Source organism: Stenotrophomonas sp. YJH_SMC_14-1 (genome assembly GCF_059372275.1).
Map to the genome: position 1 here is coordinate 1 of NZ_JCAFVK010000016.1, position 19,384 is coordinate 19,384.

The 19,384-nt window shown below is 68.5% G+C and carries 11 protein-coding genes; 6 read left to right on the forward strand and 5 right to left on the reverse strand.

Going from position 1 to position 19,384, the window contains the following annotated elements; translation table 11 throughout:
* Positions 1-131: 131 nt before the first annotated feature.
* The 5 genes from bioC to bioB all read right to left on the reverse strand — a co-directional run bounded on the left by bioC (position 132) and on the right by bioB (position 4,969).
* Positions 132-1,016: a malonyl-ACP O-methyltransferase BioC gene (bioC, locus tag AC5P9P_RS20120; RefSeq protein ID WP_005414800.1), complete on the reverse strand. Its 885-nt coding sequence runs from the start codon at positions 1,014-1,016 to the stop codon at positions 132-134.
* 12 nt (positions 1,017-1,028) lie between these two features.
* Positions 1,029-1,808, reverse strand: a complete 780-nt coding sequence (locus AC5P9P_RS20125; protein ID WP_049453741.1) for an SDR family oxidoreductase — start codon at positions 1,806-1,808, stop codon at positions 1,029-1,031.
* A gap of 29 nt (positions 1,809-1,837) precedes the next feature.
* Complete coding sequence (gene bioH, locus AC5P9P_RS20130) at positions 1,838-2,617, reverse strand: pimeloyl-ACP methyl ester esterase BioH (RefSeq protein ID WP_033833757.1); 780 nt, start codon at positions 2,615-2,617, stop codon at positions 1,838-1,840.
* Between the two features lie 17 nt (positions 2,618-2,634).
* Positions 2,635-3,858, reverse strand: a complete 1,224-nt coding sequence (gene bioF / locus AC5P9P_RS20135; protein ID WP_033833756.1) for an 8-amino-7-oxononanoate synthase — start codon at positions 3,856-3,858, stop codon at positions 2,635-2,637.
* 67 nt (positions 3,859-3,925) lie between these two features.
* On the reverse strand, positions 3,926-4,969 hold the full coding sequence (gene bioB, locus AC5P9P_RS20140; RefSeq protein ID WP_033833755.1) for a biotin synthase BioB: 1,044 nt from the start codon (positions 4,967-4,969) through the stop codon (positions 3,926-3,928).
* Positions 4,970-5,173: 204 nt separating this feature from the next.
* On the opposite strand from bioB, the gene AC5P9P_RS20145 reads away from it, so the two are divergent.
* The 6 genes from AC5P9P_RS20145 to AC5P9P_RS20170 form a co-directional block, all read left to right on the forward strand.
* Positions 5,174-6,544: a chloride channel protein gene (locus AC5P9P_RS20145; protein WP_049433591.1), complete on the forward strand. Its 1,371-nt coding sequence runs from the start codon at positions 5,174-5,176 to the stop codon at positions 6,542-6,544.
* A gap of 68 nt (positions 6,545-6,612) precedes the next feature.
* Positions 6,613-7,068, forward strand: a complete 456-nt coding sequence (locus AC5P9P_RS20150) for a hypothetical protein (protein WP_032964538.1) — start codon at positions 6,613-6,615, stop codon at positions 7,066-7,068.
* 194 nt (positions 7,069-7,262) lie between these two features.
* Positions 7,263-8,432 carry an L-dopachrome tautomerase-related protein gene (locus AC5P9P_RS20155; RefSeq protein WP_111188368.1) on the forward strand — a complete coding sequence of 390 codons (1,170 nt, stop codon included), beginning with the start codon at positions 7,263-7,265 and terminating at the stop codon, positions 8,430-8,432.
* A gap of 88 nt (positions 8,433-8,520) precedes the next feature.
* Positions 8,521-9,210, forward strand: a complete 690-nt coding sequence (locus AC5P9P_RS20160; RefSeq protein ID WP_111188367.1) for a ComF family protein — start codon at positions 8,521-8,523, stop codon at positions 9,208-9,210.
* A gap of 256 nt (positions 9,211-9,466) precedes the next feature.
* Positions 9,467-11,149 (forward strand): ShlB/FhaC/HecB family hemolysin secretion/activation protein, encoded by a 1,683-nt coding sequence (locus AC5P9P_RS20165; RefSeq protein WP_495233062.1) that lies wholly within the window; start codon positions 9,467-9,469, stop codon positions 11,147-11,149.
* Positions 11,150-11,235: 86 nt separating this feature from the next.
* The coding region (locus tag AC5P9P_RS20170; protein WP_495233063.1) for a two-partner secretion domain-containing protein at positions 11,236-19,384 on the forward strand (8,149 nt) is incomplete at its 3' end.

The window sequence follows — 19,384 nt, forward strand, 5'->3', positions numbered from 1 at the left end:
TGCCGACCAAGGGCGGCACCCACCAGAGCGATTCGCGTATGGCGTCGCATTTGGTAGTGCCGGCCGCTGGCCGGCAGATGCCCACCATGGAATCGTGAGGTTGCCGGCCAGCGGCCGGCACTACCAGACGATCAGGTCTGCTTGCGGCGGATCGGAATCGCCGACACCGGCACCGAGGCGACGTCATGCCCGCCTTCGCGGATCGGCGCGCCCGGATCCGGTGCCCAGGCGTGGGCGTAGATCACTTCCCAGCTGCTGGGCAGCTTGCCGTCGGCACGGCGCATCGGCTCGTATGCGGCGGCGGCAGCGGCGAAACGACCACGCCCGGTCAGCGTATGGCGGCGGTCCACCCGCGCGTTGGTCGCACCCATCGCGCGCAGCTCGCGCATCAGCGAGGGCAGGTCGTCGTAGGTCAGGGTGAACAGATCGCGGTCCAGCACCGGGTCGCGGAAGCCGGCCATCATCAGCGCGTCGCCGAACTGGGCGATCTGCGCGAAGCGGCTCACGTGCGGACGATCATCGGCGGCGGCGAACGCTTCGTTGAGTTCCACCAGGGTTTCCGGGCCGAAGGTCGAGCACAGCAGCAGGCCACCGGGCTTGAGCACGCGACGGAATCCGGCAAACACCGCCGGCAGGTCGTCCACCCACTGCAGGCACAGGTTGCTGAAGATCACATCCACGCTGTTGTCGGCCAGCGGCAGCGCGGCGGCATCGCCGCACAGGCGCTGGAACGGCTTCCACCACCCGGCCTGGCGCTTGGCCTGGTCCAGCATCGGCAGCGCCACATCCAGCGCGATCACCTGCGCCTTCGGCCAGCGCTTCTTCATCAACGCACTGGCATGGCCGGTACCCGCGCCGATGTCCAGCACCACCTCGGGCTTGCGTGCCTCCAGGTAGTCCAGCGATTCGATCAGTCGCGACTGCACCTCGCGCTGCAGGGCGGCGGCGGCGTCGTAGCTGCTGGCGGCACGCGCGAACGCGCGGCGGACGTGGCGGGCATCGAAGTGGGACGGCATTGCGAAAGTCTCTTAGAACGTACCGGGGTAGGCGCCGCCGTCGATCAGCAGGTTCTGCCCGGTGAGGTAACCGGCCTGCGCACTGCACAGGAAGGCGCAGGCGGCGCCGAACTCGTCCGGCGTGCCGAAGCGGCCGGCGGGAATCTGCTGGCGGCGGCGCTCGGCCACTTCGCCAGCATCGCCGTCCTTGCCCGCACTGTGGGCGAAGTTGGCGCGCAGGCGGTCGGTGTCGAACTGGCCGGGCAGCAGGTTGTTGATGGTGACGTTGTGGGCCACGGTGCGGCGCGACAGGCCGGCGACGAAACCGGTCAGGCCGCTGCGCGCGCCGTTGGACAGCGCCAGGATGTCGATCGGGGCCTTCACCGCCGACGAGGTGATGTTGACGATGCGGCCGAAGCCGCGCTCGATCATCGCGTCGACGGTGGCGCGGATCAGCGCGATCGGCGCCAGCATGTTGGCGTCCAGCGCGGCAATCCAGTCGTCGCGCTCGAAACTGCGGAAATCACCGGGCGGCGGACCACCGGCGTTGTTGACCAGGATGTCCACCTGCGGGCATGCGGCCAGTGCCGCAGCACGGCCGGCCTCGGTGGTGACATCGGCGGCAACCGCGCGCACCTCGGCAGCGGCGGGCACGGCACGCAGTTCTTCAGCGGCGGCCTGCAGCGCAGCGTCACCACGGGCCACGATCACCACGTTCACGCCCTCGCGCACCAGCGCACGCGCGCAACCCAGGCCCAATCCCTTGCTGGCGCCGCAGACCAGTGCCCAGCGGCCGTTGATGCCCAGATCCATGCGTCAGTCCTGCGGAATTCGGAAGGTGTTCATTGTCCGCCATCAGCCGGCGACAGGGCGGCAACGAAGTGTTGCAGGGCGGCGGCCACTTCGTCGGCATGGCCAAGGAACGGCGCGTGGCCGCCGTGGGCGATGGTCAGCGCCTGCGCACCCGGGGCCAGTGCTGCGGCGGCCTGCATCGCCACCGGAGACACCAGCCGGTCACGCTGGCCGGCGATCCACAGGCTGGGCTTGCCCAGCGTTGGCAGTGCGCCGCGCAGGTCAGTGCTTTCGAGCAGGCGCAGGCCTTCCAGCAGGGCGCGTTCGGTGGGCGCACCGCGCTCGACCAGGCGCTGGCGCAGGGTGCGCAGCTCCTCGCGGGCGTGTGCCGAGCCCATTACGTCCAGCGCGAGGAAGCGTTCCAGCGTGCCGCCGAAGTCGGTCGCCAGCTCGCGGCCGAACTGCTCGAACACCGCCGGCTCCACCGCGTGCGGCCAGTCATCGCCTCGCACGAAGCGCGGCGTGGCGGCGATCATCGCCAGCCCGCGCACCTTTGGCAGCGTGGCCGCCGCGTGCAATGCGAACAGGCCGCCCAGTGACCAGCCGCACCACACCGCCGGCGGCGTAGCCGCGGCAATGGCACCTACCACAAACGGCAGGCGCAGCGGCGTGGTGTCCTCGCGGCTGTGCCCATGGCCGGGCAGGTCGACCAGATGCAGGGTGAACTGGTCCGCAAGCCGCTGCACCAGCGGCGCGAACACGCCGCCCTGCAGAGCCCAACCGTGGATCAGCACCAGGTCCGGCCCACGGCCGGTGACGTCAATATGCATGGGCAACGACACGGAACTCAGGCAAAGACAGGCAGCGGCGGTGGCGCGGCTTCACGCACGGCCAGGGCCACGCGTTCGCGCGCGCTGGCGATGGCCTCGACCAGCCCCCGCACCTGTTCCGGCGTGTGCAGCGCAGACAGTGTCACCCGCAGGCGCGCCTTACCTTCCGGCACGGTCGGCGGGCGGATCGCACCGACCAGCCAGCCGGCCTGTTCCAGCGCCGTGGACATGGCTACGGCGGTGTGGTCATCGCCGCACAGCAGCGGTTGGATCGGCGTGTCCGAAGCCATCAGGTCCAGCCCATGGCGGCGTGCTTCGCTGCGGAACAGCGCGATCAGGTCTGCCAGTTTGGAACGGCGCCAGTTGTCCCTGCGCGCCAGGCGCACCGCTTCAAGCGCAGCGGCGGCCATCGCTGGTGGCACGGCGGTGGTGTAGATGTACGGGCGTGCGGTCTCGGCCAGATGCTCGATCAGGTCGTCGCGGCCCAGCACCAGTGCACCCGAACCGCCCAGTGCCTTTCCCAGCGTGACCAGCTGCAGCGGCACATCGTCCACACCCAGCCCGGCGGCGGCCACGGCACCCCGGCCATCACCGACCACGCCTACACCGTGCGCATCATCCACATAGAACAGCGCCTGCTGCAGGCGTGCCACAAGCGACAATGCACGCAGCGGTGCGATGTCGCCATCCATGCTGAAAACACCATCGGTGGCCAGCATTGCCGCGCCATCGGGCGCATGCTTGAGCTGACGCATTGCGCCTTCCGCATCCAGATGCGGATAACGGCGCAGGCGTGCACCGGCCAACCGGGTGGCATCGAGCAGGCTGGCGTGGTTGAGCTTGTCCTGTACGCAGACATCGTTCTCTTCGCTCAGCAGCGCCTGCTGCACCGCCAGGTTGGCGGCGAAGCCACTGCCGAACAGCAGCGCACGCGGATAGCCAAGCCATTCGGCCACCTCGCGTTCCAGCGCCTCATGCAGGGCATGATGGCCGCAGACCAGGTGCGAGGCACCGGCGCCAGCGCCTTCGCGTGCGGCGGCGTCCTGCAGCGCGTTGACCACGCTGAACTGCTGGGCCAGGCCGAGGTAGTCGTTGCTGCAGAAGCCGGTCTGCCACTGGCCGTCCACTTCCAGGCGCACGCCATCGCGACGGGTGACCGTGCGTCGCGGGCGGCGACGGCCTTGGGCATCGCGCAGGGCGCGCTGGGCGTGGAGGCGGGCGGTCAGGTCGGGGCGGGCCATGGTGGCTGAATGCGTCGACGGGGCGGCTAGGGTAGCGCGTTGACGCGGCGGCTGCTTGCGGCCCGTCTCAGGCCGCGTGAGCGCAGCCACAGCCGGGCGTATCGGCACTGATATCGGCGTGCACGGTGCCGCCGTGGTCATGGCCCTCGGCATCCACCTGCACCGCCATCGGCTGCAGGCCCAGCCGGGCGAACAAAGCCAGGTCGCGCTCGCCCTCCGGGTTGCCGGTGGTCAGCAGTTTGTCGCCGTAGAAGATCGAGTTGGCACCGGCCAGGAAACACAGTGCCTGCAGTTCGTCACTCATCGCCTCGCGCCCGGCCGACAGCCGCACCATCGAGCGCGGCATGGCGATGCGCGCCACTGCGATCATGCGCACGAACTCGAACGGGTCCAGCTCGGCACTGCCATGCAGCGGCGTGCCCGGCACCTGCACCAGCTTGTTGATCGGCACCGAATCGGGATGTGCCGGCAGCGAGGCCAGCGCCAGCAGCAGGCCGACGCGCTGCGCGCGCGTCTCGCCCATGCCGACGATGCCACCGCAGCAGGTCTTCAGGCCGGCATCGCGCACGTGCTCCAGCGTATCCAGACGGTCCTGGTACTGGCGCGTGTGGATGATCGAATCGTAGTAGTCCGGCGCGGTGTCGAGGTTGTGGTTGTAGTAGTCCAGGCCCGCATCCTTCAGCGCACGCGCCTGCTCGCCACTGAGCATGCCCAGCGTGGCGCAGGTCTCCAGGCCCAGCGCCTTCACCCCGGCGATCATCGCCGCCACCTTCGGAATGTCGCGGTCCTTCGGCGATCGCCACGCGGCGCCCATGCAGAAGCGCGATGCACCGGCGGACTTGGCCTGGCGCGCCTTGGCCAGCACCGCGTCGGTCTCCATCAGCTTCTGCGCGTTCACCCCGGTGCTGTAGCGCTGCGCCTGCGGGCAGTACGCGCAGTCTTCCGGGCAGCCTCCGGTCTTCACCGACAACAGCGTGGACACCTGCACCTGCGCCGGATCGAAGTGCTCGCGGTGCACCGCGGCGGCGCGGAACAGCAGCTCTGGAAACGGCAGATCGAACAGCGCCTGCAGTTCGTCGTGTTGCCAGTCGTGGCGGATGGCAGCAGCCATGGCGGGACCTTGGGTACGAGTGGAGCGAGGGCGGCAGTGTGGGTGGGCGCGGGGAGGCTGTCAACCATTTGCATTTTAATTTGGTTTACAGATCGTCGGTGCAATAGAGCATCGAGCGAAGCGCCGCATTTCACCGCATGCTGCAAGGCGTCCAGCCACAGTGCCTGCTGCACAACGCAAGTGCTGGCGCGCAGACTCTTTCCCATGTTTGATCTTTACCACCTTCGTGGGCGCATCACCGCGCTGGTCCTCAGCGAGGCCTGGCGCCGCCGCGCCGCGCTGTGGGGCGGCGCGGTGGCCGTGGCACTGGTGGCGATCCTGTTTGCCAAGGCCAGCGATGCGGCCTTCCATCTGTTCCAGCGCATCACCTCGCACTCGCCGTGGTGGGCCCTGCTGCTCACGCCGGGCATCTTCGCGCTGCTGGCCTGGCTCACTTCCGGCGTGTTGAAGCCCACGCGGGGCAGCGGCATTCCGCAGGTCATCGCTGCGCTGGACAAGGCCGATGAGCCGTTCCGGAAAACCAACCTTTCCCCAGCGGTTTCGGCCGGCAAGCTGCTGCTGACTTCGCTGTCGCTTCTGGGTGGGGCATCGGTCGGGCGCGAGGGGCCCACCGTGCACGTAGGCGCAAGCCTGATGTATCTGTTCGGCCGCTGGTTCGGCTTCAAGGATCCCCGCGAGCTCTCGCACTTCCTGTTGGCCGGTGGCGCTGCCGGTATTGCGGCGGCGTTCAACACGCCGCTGGCCGGCATCGTCTTCGCCATCGAGGAGCTCAGCGGCCGTTTCGAACATCGCTTCTCCGGCACCCTGTTGACCGCGGTGATCGTCGGTGGCGTGGCATCGCTCGGTCTGTTGGGCAATTACACCTACTTCGGCCATGTGAGCGCGCGTCTGCCGCTCGGCCAGGGCTGGCTGGCGATCCTGCTGTGCGGCGTGGTGGCGGGCCTGCTGGGCGGGCTGTTCGCACGTGCGGTACTGGCCAGCGCGGCGGGCCGTCCGCGTTGGCTGGGCCAGCTGCGGCAGCGGCATCCGGTATTGCTGGCCGCGGGCTGCGGCCTGGTGGTGGTCATGCTGGCCCTGGTGTTCGGCGAAGGCGCGTTCGGCACCGGTTACGAACAAGCGCGCAGCCTGGTGCAGGGCCAGGCGCTGGTCGGCCATGAGTTCGGGTTGATGAAGCTGCTGGCCAACCTGGCCTCGTACGTGGCGGGCATTCCCGGTGGCCTGTTCTCACCTGCGTTGGCGGTCGGCGCGGGACTCGGCCACAACCTGTCAGTGCTGATGCCGGGCGTGGACCCGCGCGCGTTCGTGTTGCTGGGCATGTGCGCCTACCTGACCGGTGTGACCCAGGCGCCACTGACCTCGGCGGTGATCTCGCTGGAGCTGACCGACAGCGGCGACCTGCTGTTGCCGATCCTGGCGACGGTGCTGATCGCGCGTGGTGTGTCCGGGCTGGTGTGCAGGGTACCGATCTATCGCGGGTTGGCGGAGCTGTTGATGGTGCCGAAAACGGCTGAAGATGTGGCTGTCGAGGCGCCTGCTGTGCGAACGTCCCGCACCCGCGAAAATGGAGATGGCTAGGAGCAATACAGCCTGGAGCAGCAATTCTCCTCCCAGAGGAGGTGTTGGCGACGTTACGGTGCTACTTCGTGACCGATGATGGCTCGCTTCCGGAAGTGGAGCTCGCCTACCGTGAGGCCGCCGGAACGGCCGATGCGTTCGCCTATCTGTTTGCCTGCGGTGCCCGCGTCGCGGGTTCTGGAAGCGTGCAGCTCTGGCACCGTGCGGAAGATCTTGGTCAGCCGTTCATGGGACCGGGCGACGCGCGACGCGTTCTCCAGGACGAAGTGGAACCCTTCCATGTCGGCCTTGCAGACATTGCCTGCGGCGGGGTTCTTCTGCCAGAACTGGGTGTGCTCGTCATGCGCCATGGGTTGACGCTGGATTACCGCATGGGAGCGTCATGGGGCCAGCGGGAGGTCCAGGCCTTCCTGCTCCTTCTGCACCAGTTGCAGCGGCGGGGGGGCGTGATGACCGTTCCCTGGTGGGGTGAAGAGGGCCAGCACAGGTTCGAAACCGCGTTGGCAGCCGTTGAGATTTCTTGACCGGGTTTGCCGCAAGGCAGGCACGCAACGGATAGACAACGATCATTGCTTCAATCAACGCAATCAATCAGCCCTCCATCTTCACTCCAGCAGTGAAGCTGATTCCGCGTTGCACCGTCTACCCGATGCCACGCGCGACGCAGAAGATGCGTCGACGCCGGGGCTGCACCCGGACCTGCATCGAGAGCGCGACCATGATCAACTGCCGTATCCGCAGCCTGGCGGCTGCCGTCCTGGCCCTGGCCAGTTCCCCCGCGCTGGCGATGTCCGGCGCGCCCCTGCTGCCCAGCGAGCGCAGCATCGGCACCCTCGAACCGGTGGCGCGTTTCGATGGCGCCATGCCCACCAGCGTGGCGGTATCTGAAACCGGGCGGATCTTCGTCAACTTCCCGCGCTGGGGCGATGAGGTGGCCTACAGCGTGGCCGAATGGCGCGACGGCCGCGCCGTTCCCTATCCGGATGCGCGCATCAACCGCAAGGACGGTCCCGATCCGGCGGCCCATTTCATCAGCGTGCAGAGCGTGGTGGCCGATGGCCAGGGCCGGTTGTGGGTGCTGGATACCGCCGCGCCCGGGTTCTCTGCGCCACAGGCCGGCGGTGCCAAACTGGTGGCGATCGACCTTGCCACCAACACCGTGGCCAGGACGCTGGTGTTCCCGGCCAACGTCATCGACGCGCGCACCTATGTCAACGATGTGCGCTTCGATTTCCGTGTTGGCCGCGAGGGCGTGGCCTACGTGACCGACTCGTCGCTGAGCGGTATCGGCGGCATCATCGTGATCGACCTCGCCACTGGCGCCGCGTCCAAGCGCCTGGTCGGCCACGTGTCCACCTCGGCCGATCCCGCCTTCGTGCCGATCGTGGAAGGGCGGCAGATGCGGCTGCGTAACGCCGACGGTTCGTCGGCGCCGTTCACCGTGGCCGCCGATGGCATCGCCCTGTCGCCCGATGGTGGCACCCTGTTCTACACACCCTTGTCCAGCCGTCATCTGTACAGCGTGCCGACCGCGCTGCTGCGCGACCCGAAGCTGAGTGAAGCGGAACTGGCGGCAGCGGTGGTCGACCTGGGCGACAAGGGTGCCTCCGATGGCATGGAGATGGACGCCAACGGGCGGCTGTATGCCAGCGACTACGAGCACAACGCCATCCATGCCCGCGACGCGCAGGGGCGATGGACGACGGTGGTGCACGACCCGCGCATCCTGTGGCCGGATACGCTGTCGATGGGGCCGGACGGCTATCTGTATTTCACCGCCAACCAGCTGCATCGACAGGCCGGCTTCAATGGCGGCGTGGATCGCCGGCAGAAGCCCTACATGGTGTACCGCACGCGTGTGGATGCCGCACCTGCGCCGACGCGGTGAAGTGCTCCGTAAACGGGTAAGGATGCCTACGGGTTGAAGGGCGTGCGCCTGATGGCCCCGGGGCCGCAGCGCGATCACGCTGTAGCGCATGCCGGCCCTGTCCACGCCCACTCGTCTTCTGCAGGCAGCGCTTCGCGTGCTGCTGCCACTGCGCTGCCTGGTCTGTGGCGAGCCGGGCCACGATGAACTTGACCTGTGCAGCGCCTGCCTCGCCGGACTGCCCTGGGCCGGTCGTGCCTGCCTGCGCTGTGCACTGCCGTTGCCGGACAACGCCCTGATCGTCTGCGGTATATGCCGCGACGAGGTACCGCCGCAGTCCGCCACGCATGCCAGCCTGCTGTACCTTCCCCCCGTCGATCAGCTGTTGGTGCGCTACAAGTTCCATCAGGACCTGGCGGCAGGTCGCCTGCTCGCGCAGCTGATGCAGCGCGCCCCGCCCCCGTGGTCATGCGCGCCGCTGGTGCCGGTCCCCCTGCACAATCAACGCCTGCGCCAGCGCGGCTACAACCAGGCCGCCGAACTGTGCCGCCTGTTGCCGATGCCGGTCTGGCAGGGGCTTTACCGACGCCGCCACACCGCGCCGCAGTCCGAGCGCAGCGCAGAACAGCGCAGGGACAATCTCTTTGACGCATTCGGCACGCGCTTGTCGCCGCCGACACGGCTGACCGTCGTGGACGATGTGATGACCACCGGCAGCACAGTGATGGAAATCGCCGAGACGTTGCGGCTGGCCGGTGCCAGGGACGTGCGGGCATGGGTGTGCGCACGGGTGCCGTGATGACCGGAGCGATTGACATCGCATGACGGCAGCTGAAGGATGCCCATCCTTCAGCGTGTGGTGCTCGACTGCGTCGCCGCAATGGGTACACGGATGCAAAGACCCTAAAGTTCCGCGCACTCCCGCCGATAGCGGTTGGCGGTCGAGTCGGTGCTGGCCGCATGTTCTCTCTGCACGATGTCTGTTCACAGCCCCAGGTCTGTACCAATGCTGGACAAGGAAGTCGTTGATGGGTAACAGAAGAGCAGGATGCAGCGTGCGTGCCGTTCTGGGCACTGCGGGACTGTTGTGGATCGGCGTCGTGCATGCACAGTCGGCCAGTCCCTCGTTCGCCGAGCAGCAGGAACTGCGTGAACGCGCCGAGCGCGAGGCGCGCGAGCGTGAGCAGCGGCAGGCATTGCCGGATGTATCACGCGAACAGCCGGCCGCTGCCACCGATCTGCATTCGCTGGAACTGCCGGACGAAGAACCGTGCTTCACCCTGCAGCAGCTGCAGCTTGACGGCGCGCATCTGGGGCAGTTCGCGTTCCTGCAGCGCTATCTCGACCGCTACCGTGGCCGCTGCGTGGGCCAGCAGGGCATCGCGCTGATCGTGCGGCGTGCTTCGGATCTGGCGCTGGCCAAGGGCTACGTGACCACCCGCATCGGCCTGCCCGAGCAGAGCCTGGGCAGCGGAACCCTGCGCCTGCAGCTGGTGCCGGGCGTGATCCGGCAGATCCGCTTCAACGCGGAAGAGGTTCCCGATTCGATGTGGAAGAGTGCGTTTCCCGCGCGGCCGGGGGACGTACTCAATCTGCGCGCGTTGGAACAGGGCCTGGAGCAGCTCAAGCGCGTTCCGTCGCAGGACGTGAACATGGAGCTGGTGCCGGGCGAAGCGCCCGGCGAGTCGGACGTGGTCATCAGCATCCGCCACGGCAAGCGATGGCGTGCCTCGGTGTCGCTGGATGATGCCGGCAGCCGTGCGACCGGAAAGCAGCAGGTCGGCGCGACCGCGTGGGTAGACAACCTGGCTCGCGTCAACGACCTGCTCAGCATCGGCGTCAGCAGCGACGGCAGTGCCGACAAGGGCCGGGGTACCCACGGCTTCAATGCATCGTGGTCGGTTCCGCTGGGCAACTGGCGTTTCAGCACCAGCACCTACAGCTCGCGCTACAAGCAGACCATCGCCAGCAACGCCGACACATTCGCCAGCACCGGCACCTCCAGCAACGTCGACCTGGCCGTGGAACGGCTGCTGGTGCGTGGCCAGAGCTATCGCAGCGGCATCGAGCTGCGCGTGGCGCAACGGTCGTCGCACAGCTACGTGGAAGGCGTGGAGATCGAAGGCCAGCGCCGGCGTACTACCTCGGTCGAGCTGGCGCTGCTGCACCGCCAGTACCTGGGGCGGGTCCAGGCCGATATCCGCCTGGCGCACCGCCGCGGCGTGCCGTGGCTGGGAGGCGATGATGACGCCGTGGGCCGTGATGACCTGGCGCCGACGTTCCGCTATGGGCTGACCACGCTGGATATCGGCGCCGGTGGCGCCCTGACATCCGGGCCGCGTCCGCTGGCATGGAATACCGCGCTCCGCTACCAGTGGAGCAAGGACACGCTGTACGGCTCGGAGTTCATCAGCGTCGGTGGCCGCTATACCGTCAACGGCTTCGACGGCGAGGTGCCACTCGGCGGCAGCCGTGGCGGCTACTGGCGCAACAGCATCAGCTGGATGGCACATCGCGCCATCGCGCCCTATGCGGGCATCGATATCGGCCACATCGAGCGCGACGACCGCCAGGGTATCGGCGGCGGAACCCTCAGCGGCGCCCACCTGGGTGCACGTGGCGAGCTGGGCGGATTGGCGTGGGATGGCTTCGTCGGCGTACCGATGAGCCGCCCGGCTTGGCTCAAGTATGAGGCACGCGGTCACGTGATCGGATTCCGCGCGTCCTGGCAGTTCTGATTCGACTGGAAGCACCGTCGCCACGTGGCGACGTGATCGGGTTGTTGTGTGTGCAGTTCCCCCCTGGGTTGATGGAAGCACCTGGCATGAAGAACGTATTCCGCAGTCTGTCCCTGTCCGCTTCGGGCGCTGGTTGGGCCGTGCGCCTGCGCATCGCGATGGCGAGCGCCACCCTGGCATTGGCCTTCCTGGCCCCAGGCAGCTCATTTGCCCAGGTGCAGGTGCAGGCCGGCGAGCAGGCACGGGCCGACCAGGCGGCGAACGGTGTGCCGGTCATCCAGATCAACCGGCCCAACGCGGGCGGCGTATCGCACAACCGCTTCCAGGACTACAACGTCGGGCGCGAGGGGCAGATCCTCAACAACAGCGCGAGCACCGTGCAGACCCAGCTGGGTGGCTACATCCAGGGCAACGGCAATCTGCAGCCGGGCCAGTCGGCACGATTGATCCTCAACGAGGTGACATCCACCAACGCATCGCGCCTGCAGGGCCACATCGAGGTGGCGGGGCGCTCGGCGGCGGTGATCGTCGCCAACCCCAATGGCATCACCTGCGATGGCTGCGGCTTCATCAATACCACCCGTGGCACGCTGACCACCGGCACCCCGGTGTTCGGCAACGATGGCAGCCTGTCTGCGTTCCGGGTGTCGCGCGGAACGATCCGCCTGGAAGGCAACGGCCTGGATGCCGGCAACCTGGAAGGCGTCGACCTGCTGGCCCGCGCGGTGCAGCTCAACGCGGGCCTTTGGGCGCGCCAGGTGAACGTGGTCACCGGCGCCAACCAGATCGATGCCCAGACCCTGGCGACGCAGGCGATCACCGGAGAAGGCGAACGCCCGCAGTTCGGCCTGGATGTTGCCGCCCTCGGTGGCATGTACGCAGGCAAGATCCGCCTGGTCGGCACCGAGGCCGGCGTGGGTGTGCGCAGCACGGGCCAGATGGTGGCCGACGCAGGCGACTTCATCCTGACCCAGGCCGGCGATGTCCGCCTGAGCGGACGCACGGCGGCTGCAGGCCGCCTGCAGATCGAAACCGACGGTGACCTGAAGGCCGACGGTACCCAGTACGCGCAGGGGGATCTTCAGATCCGTGCCCGGCAGGCGTCGCTTGCCGGTTCCACGTCGGCGGGCGGTGCGATGGCGGTACGCGCCCTCCAGAATCTGGACCTGGCCGGCAGCACGCAGGCCGCGCAGATGCAGCTGGACGCCGGTGGCACGCTGACGCTGGCTGACACGGTGAAGAGCGCGGGCAGCATCGCGCTGGCTGCCGCACAGGTGCAGAACGGTGCACAGGTGACCGCAGGCGCCGGGCTTGCCGTGCGCGCCGACACGCTGGCGCAGGACAAGGGCGCGCGCCTGGGCGCACAGGCGCTGGACGTGCAGGCCCGCCAGGTGGACAACGCCGGCCTGCTGCTGGGCAACCAGGGCGTACGGATGCAGGCCGCGCAGCTGCACAACGCCGGCCAGCTGTACAGCGACGCCGACGTCGAACTCGACGCGGCCAGCATCGACAACGAGGGCGTCATCGGTGCCGGTGCGAACCTGCGTGCAGCGGCCGACCGCATCACGCAGCTGAAGGGTGCCGAGCTGTCTGCGGGCGCGCTGCTGAAGATCCAGGCGCGCCAGCAGCTGGACAACGCCGGACGCATCCTCTCCGAGCAGGCGCTGGAACTGTCTGCCGGCGGCGTGGACAACCAAGGCACCCTTGAGGCCCGCCAGGCCGCGCTGGCGGTCGACCGTCTGCGCAACAGCGGCACGCTGCAGGCGGTGGACCTGCTGGCACTGAAGGCCAACGCCCGCATCGACAATGACGCCACCGGCAGCATCCAGGGGGGCGAGGGCCTGCAGGTCGACGCGGATGTGCTGGACAACGCCGGCATCATCGGCAGCGCAGCCGATGCCCGTCTGTCCGTTGCCACGCTCGACAACCGCAACCGGCTTGAAGCCGGCGGCACCCTGACCCTGCAGGGCGGCGTCCTGCGCCAGCAGGCGGCCGCCACGGCGCTGGCGCGCGTGGTGGCCGTGGACGTGCAGAAGGTCATCAACGACGGTCGCCTGCATGGCCAGCAGGCAATGGACCTGCGCGCCACTGAGCTGAGCAACAGTGGTGTGATCTACGGTCGCGACCGCTCACAGCTGCGCACCACCACATTGGACAATGCCGGCGTGATCGCCAGCGACGGCACGCTGGACGTGCGCGCCGATGCATTGCACAACCGCGCCGGCGGCAACCTGTCCAGTGCGCAGTCGCTGCAGCTGGATGCGGTGACGCTGGACAACGCGGGTAACCTGTTCGCCAAGGGCGCGCTGACGGCCAAGGCCGATGTGATCGACAACCGTGGCGACCTCTACGGCGCCGGCGATGTCGATGTCACCGCGCGCGATTCGCTGGACAACCAGGGCAGCCTGGTGGCCGGCCAGGCGTTGCAGGTGCGGGGCCGGACCCTGCGCAGCCAGGGTGAACTGGGTAGCGAGCGTGGCAACGTGCAGCTCGACAGTGACCAGGCACTGGTGCTGGGCGGGCGGGCGCTGGCCGCCGGCACGCTCACCGCCCACGCAGGCGGCAGCCTGGAGCAGTCGGGCAAGGTCTTTGCGCAGCAGGGCGTCGCGCTGTCCGCCGACAGCGACGTGACGCTGAAGGGAACAATCGACAGCGCCGCCGATCTGCAGGTGCACAGCGGTGGCGACCTGGACAACCAGGCGGCGCTGTTCGCCAGCGGCGCGCTGTCGCTACAGGCCGCGCAGGCACTGCGCACGGCGGCCGACGTGCAGGCGCGCACCGTCACGCTGCAGGCCGCCCAGGCCAGCAATCGCGGGCGCGTGCTGGCCTCGGGTGACATCGAATTGCGGGCGGGGCAGATCGACAACAGCGGCGTGATCGTGGCGGGCCTGCTGGCCGACGGCAAGGTCGGCAGCACCGGCAGCGTCACCCTTGATGCGCGTCAGCAGCTGCGCAACGCCGGCCAGATCAACGCCGGCCAGCAGGTTCACCTGCTGGGCGACAGCCTGCTGCTGGAGGGTGGCCAGGTCTGGTCCGGTGGCACCCTGCTGGCGCAGGCGCGCAGCGGTGAGTGGCGCAATATCGGCGGCAGCCTGACCGCCATCGGTCTGCTCGACCTGCGTGCCACCGACCTGCTGCGCAATGCGGGCAGCCTGCAGGGCACGCGCATCGGCCTGTTGGCGGCCGCGCTGGACAACAGCGCCGGCGAACTGCTGCAGACCGGCACCAATCCGTTCGAGCTGAGCCTGTCAGGCGCGCTGCGCAACACCGGCGGGCGCATCGCCGCCAACGCCGGCAATGTCCATCTGCGGGCGGCGCAGCTGCTGAACCAGGGTGGCCGCATCGAGCATGCGGGCACGGGTGTGCTGAAGATCGAGACCGGCACGCTGGACAACAGCAATGCAGGCCTGATCGTCGGCAACGGCGAGGCGGACGTGGCCGTTGCCGGTCGCCTCGACAACAGCGGCGGTACGCTCACCGCAGGCAGCGGGGCACGCGTAGCCGGCACGGAGATCGTCAACACCGGTGGTCGGCTCGATGCTGGCGGCAACCTTACCGTGGACGCTGCCGGGGCGTTGGACAACCGCACTGGCACCATCGTGCAGCGCGGCGCCGGCCAGCTGCAGGTGCTGGCCTCCCAGCTGGACAACAGCAATGGCCTGCTGGGGGCCGAGGGCAATGCGCGCGTGACCAGCCGCACGGGCGACCTGCGCAACGTGGATGGCAACCTCTACGCCCGCCAGGAACTCGCGCTCGACGTGGCCGGTGCGCTGGCCAACCAGCGTGGCCTGGTCCACGGCGGCACCTCGCTGGATCTGCAGATCCGCCAGGCACTGGACAACAGCCAGGGCAACATCGAAGCACAGGGCCCTGCGAGTATCCGCGCTGCCTCAGTGGGCAACCGTGGCGGCCGCATCGTGGCCAACGGCACCGGGCAGCTGACGCTGGAATCGGCCGGTGCGCTGGACAACCGTGGCGGCACCCTGGGCAGTACCGGTGGTGCGCTGGCGCTGACCGCAGGCAGCGTGGACAACCGCGCCGAAGGCGGCCAGGCCAAGCTGGTGGCTGGAACCGACCTGCGCCTGCAGACCGCTTCGCTGGACAACGCCGGCAGCATGGTCCACGCCGCCAATACCCTGTACCTGGAGCGCGCAGGCGCACAGGTATTCAACGTTGGTGGCCAGCTCAGCGCAGGCAACCTGCTGCGCCTGGATCTTGCCGCGCTGGACAACAGCAACGGCCGGCTGCTCAGTCGCCAGAGCCAGCTGACGCTGGGCAGCCTGGCCAATGGTGGCGGCGAAATCAGCGCCTATGAAGCACTCGGCGCACGCCTGCAGGCCTTCAGCGGCATCGGCCGCCTGTTCGGCGGCAGCGAGCTGCGCCTGACGCTGGCGGGCGATTACGTGCATGGCAACGGCCAGCGCCTGGAGAGCAACGGACTGCTGAAGCTGGACGTTGCCGGCGCACTGGTCAACCAGGGGCGCCTGGAGAGCAAGGGCACCCTTGAAGTTTCGGCGGCCCGGATCGAGAACACCGCCGGTGCATTGCTCAATGCCACGGCAGGCAATGGCAGCGGCCGCGTTGTGCTGACCACGGCAGGTGACTTCAGCAACGCCGGTCGCGTTGACGGCGATACGGTGGAGGTGTCGGCTGCCAACATCACCAACACCGGCACCCTGATGGGCAACGCGCTGGAACTGCGCGCCTCGCGCATCACCAACGGCCGCGACCTGGGCAACACGCTGGTCGCACGCGATTACAACGAAGGGCTGATGGCGGCCACCGGCCGCATCAACCTGTATGCCAACTACATCGACAACCTCGACGGCGAGCTCTTCAGCCTGGGCGACATCCGCCTGCAGGGCTGGAACGGCGGCAACGCCCAGCAGATCCGCAACCGTTCCGGGCGCATCCAGGCCGAGAACGATCTGATCCTGGCTGCACTGGGCGTGGCCAACGAGCGTCGTGTGCTGGTCACCCAGCACAAGGTCTACAGCGGCAACGAAGGCGCTGCCGACCCGGACAGCGGGACGTTCAGGGTCGACGGCATCGACGGCCCGGCACCGCCGGGCAAGCTGTGCCCGGGCGACTGTGCCGTGCTGGAAGTCTGGACCGAGCACAAGGACCTGGTGCTGGAAGGCACCACCGTCATCGCCGCCAGCGCGGCATCGCAGCTGATTTCCGGTCGCGACATGCAGATGTCCGGCGGCTCGGTCGACAACCGGAACTCGGCCATCGCCGCCGGTCGCAACCTCTCGATCAACGGCCGCGGCTCATCCAACAGCGAAGACCCCAACGACTGGGCCGGCGTGGTCAACAACGAGGCGCTGGCCGGCTACAAGGTGGTCCAGCGTACGTCGACCATCGATTACACCTACCGCCCTTGCCCCAGCCGCTGCGACTTCGAGATCTATGGCGGCAGCCGCGCGCTGGGCACCAGCACGGTCACCAAGCAGGTCACGCTGGCCGGTGGCAATGCCAGCATCACCGCCGGCCGCAAGGTGCAGATCGAAGCGCGCGAGGTCAACAACGCCGTGGTCACCGCGCATAGCGGTGGCACGCCGCTGGACGTCGCCGGTTGGCAGGGCAACAACGCCTATGCACCCGAACTGGGCCAGCAGCAGGGCGCCGGCGCGGTCGGCGGCAATGCTGGCGCACCGGGTGCACAGCAGGGCGTGGCCACCGGGCCTGCCAGCGCGCAGGCGCAGGGTGCGGGAACGGCCGGTGATACCGGCTCCCCGGGCCCTGGACGTGTCACCACGGTGCCGCCGCCGCAGGTGGTGGGCAGCCCGCAGAATCCGCTGCCGGGCCTGTCGCTGCCCAGTGGCGGCCTGTACACGGTCAATCCGGGCAACCAGCGCTGGCTGGTGGAAACCGATCCGCGCTTCGCCAACTTCGGGCAGTGGATCGGCTCGGACTACATGTTCCAGCGCCTGAACCTGGACCCCGACAAGCAGCTGCGTCGGATGGGTGACGACTTCTACGAGCAGCGCCTGGTGATGGAACAGATCACTGGCCTGACCGGGCGTCGCTACCTGGATGCCGACCAAGGCGATGGCATGGGCCAGTACCGCGCCATGATGGATGCCGGCGTGAGCGAAGCCGCGCGCCAGCAGCTGAGCGTGGGCGTGGCGCTGTCGGCCGAACAGGTGGCCGCGCTCAACGAAGACATCGTGTGGATGGTCGCCCAGGAAGTGGATGGCCAGAAGGTGCTGGTGCCGGTGGTGTACCTGTCCCAGGCCACCGCCAACCGCCTGCAGCTGGGGGGCGCCGCCATCGCTGGCGAGTCGGTGGAGATCCGCGCCGGCAATGTGTCCAACCAGGGCATGATCCGCGCCGATGATCGATTGACCATCGATACCGGCAGCCTGCTCAACGATCGCGGTGGCATCTCCGCGGGCGGCAATGCCCGCATCACCGCCGTGGAGGACATCCTCAACAACAGCGGCCTGATCCAGGGCGGCAACGTGGCCCTGGTGGCCGGCCGCGACCTGAAGAGTGTCAGCGGCATCGACGTGGCCAGCATCCGCAGCAGCGGCAGCCTGGCGCTGGAAGCCGGACGTGACCTGGCACTGGTCGGTTCGCAGACCCGTGCCCGCGGCAACGCGGCGCTGGAGGCCGGCCGCGACCTCAACCTCACCACGCAGATGCAGGGCGATGGAAGCCTGCGTCGCACCACGCTGGACGTGGGCGGCGGCCTGTCGCTGGACGCCGGCCACGATCTGAACCTGACGGCAGTGACCGCCAAGGCCGGCGGCAGCGTCCATGCCACGGCCGGCAACGACATCAACCTCAACGCACTGACCACCACCGAACAGGGCGGCTGGGGCAGCAACCGCTACACGCGCGAAACCCTCAACGCCAGCGGCATCGAGGCTGGTGGCTCGCTGGGCATGCAGGCCGGGCAGGACGTGAACCTGCAGGCCGCGCAGCTGAAGGCCGGCGACGGCCTGGCCGTGGTGGCCGGGCGCGATCTCAACCTGCAGGCCGAAACCACCACCAACACCAGCCAGCAGCAGAGCCGTGGCAAGCGCTTCTCGCAGACCACGCAGAGCATGGACGAGACCGTGCACGGCACTTCGCTGCAGGCCGGCGGTGACATCGCGCTGGTGGCCGGGCGCGATGCCAACCTCACTGCCACGCAGGTCGGCAGCACCGACGGCGGCATCAGCATTGCCGCTACGCGCGACGTGAACCTGCTGGCGGCGCAGGAGGACCACAGCTGGGAGCAGGAAACCACGCGCAGGAAGAAGGGCCTGCTGTCGAGCAAGACCACCACCACTTACGACGCGACCCGGGACAGCCTGGTGGTGGGCACCACGCTCAGCGGCGAGACGGTGACCATCGGCGCCGGACGTGACGTCGTCGCGCAGGCGGCGCAGGTGGCTGCCACCGGTGATGTGGTGGTGGCCGCCACCCGCGACCTCACCATCGGCACGGCCACCTCCACGCACAGCGAAGAGCATGACAAGACCGTCAAGCGCTCGGGCGTGTTCGGCGGTGGTGGCTTCAACCTGACCATCGGCCAGAGCAAGCTGGAAAAGGGCCTGGAGATCGAGCAGAGCGCGCCACAGGGCAGCCTGATCGGCTCAACCGATGGGCGGGTCAACCTGAGCGCCGGCAACACGCTGCACATCACCGGTTCGGACGTGCTGTCGAAGACCGGTACGCAGCTGGTGGGCGGGCAGGTGGTGATCGACGCGGCACAGGGCACCACTGAGGTACACCAGAGCACCAAGCAGAAGAGTGCCGGCATCAACGTCGGCCTGACCGGCGGTGTGGTGGATGCCGCCCTGGCCGCCTACGGTGCGGCCAAGGCGGCCGGCAATGCGCAGGATGATCGCCTGAAGGCGCTGTACGCGGTGCAGGCGGCCAATGCCGCCGCTGGCGTGGGCGGCGCCATGCAGCAAGGTGCTTCCGGCGCCACCGACGGCGTGAGCCTGCGCATCGGCATCGGCGCCTCCAGCTCCAGTGCCAGCCAGACCAGCCACGACCAGTCGGCGGTGGGCAGCACCATCCGCAGCCAGGGCGACGTCAGCATCGTGGCCACCGCCGGTGACCTGAGCATCATCGGCAGCCAGGTGAAGGGTGACAACGTGGCGCTGGCCGCGCGGGACAACATCACCCTGCGCAGCGAAGCGGAAGACCACACGCAGTCGTCGAAGAACAAGAGCGGCAGCGGTGAGATCGGCTTCAGCATCGGCGCGCAGACCGGTTGGTACGTGTCGGCCAGCA

What these genes read in the sequence shown, in the direction of transcription:
- bioF (WP_033833756.1), bottom strand. Translation starts at nt 3,858, where the DNA reads ATGGCCCGCCCCGACCTGACCGCCCGCCTCCACGCCCAGCGCGCCCTG.
- AC5P9P_RS20155 (WP_111188368.1), top strand. Translation starts at nt 7,263, where the DNA reads ATGATCAACTGCCGTATCCGCAGCCTGGCGGCTGCCGTCCTGGCCCTG.
- AC5P9P_RS20160 (WP_111188367.1), top strand. Translation starts at nt 8,521, where the DNA reads ATGCCGGCCCTGTCCACGCCCACTCGTCTTCTGCAGGCAGCGCTTCGC.
- AC5P9P_RS20145 (WP_049433591.1), top strand. Translation starts at nt 5,174, where the DNA reads ATGTTTGATCTTTACCACCTTCGTGGGCGCATCACCGCGCTGGTCCTC.
- bioC (WP_005414800.1), bottom strand. Translation starts at nt 1,016, where the DNA reads ATGCCGTCCCACTTCGATGCCCGCCACGTCCGCCGCGCGTTCGCGCGT.
- bioH (WP_033833757.1), bottom strand. Translation starts at nt 2,617, where the DNA reads ATGCATATTGACGTCACCGGCCGTGGGCCGGACCTGGTGCTGATCCAC.
- AC5P9P_RS20125 (WP_049453741.1), bottom strand. Translation starts at nt 1,808, where the DNA reads ATGGATCTGGGCATCAACGGCCGCTGGGCACTGGTCTGCGGCGCCAGC.
- bioB (WP_033833755.1), bottom strand. Translation starts at nt 4,969, where the DNA reads ATGGCTGCTGCCATCCGCCACGACTGGCAACACGACGAACTGCAGGCG.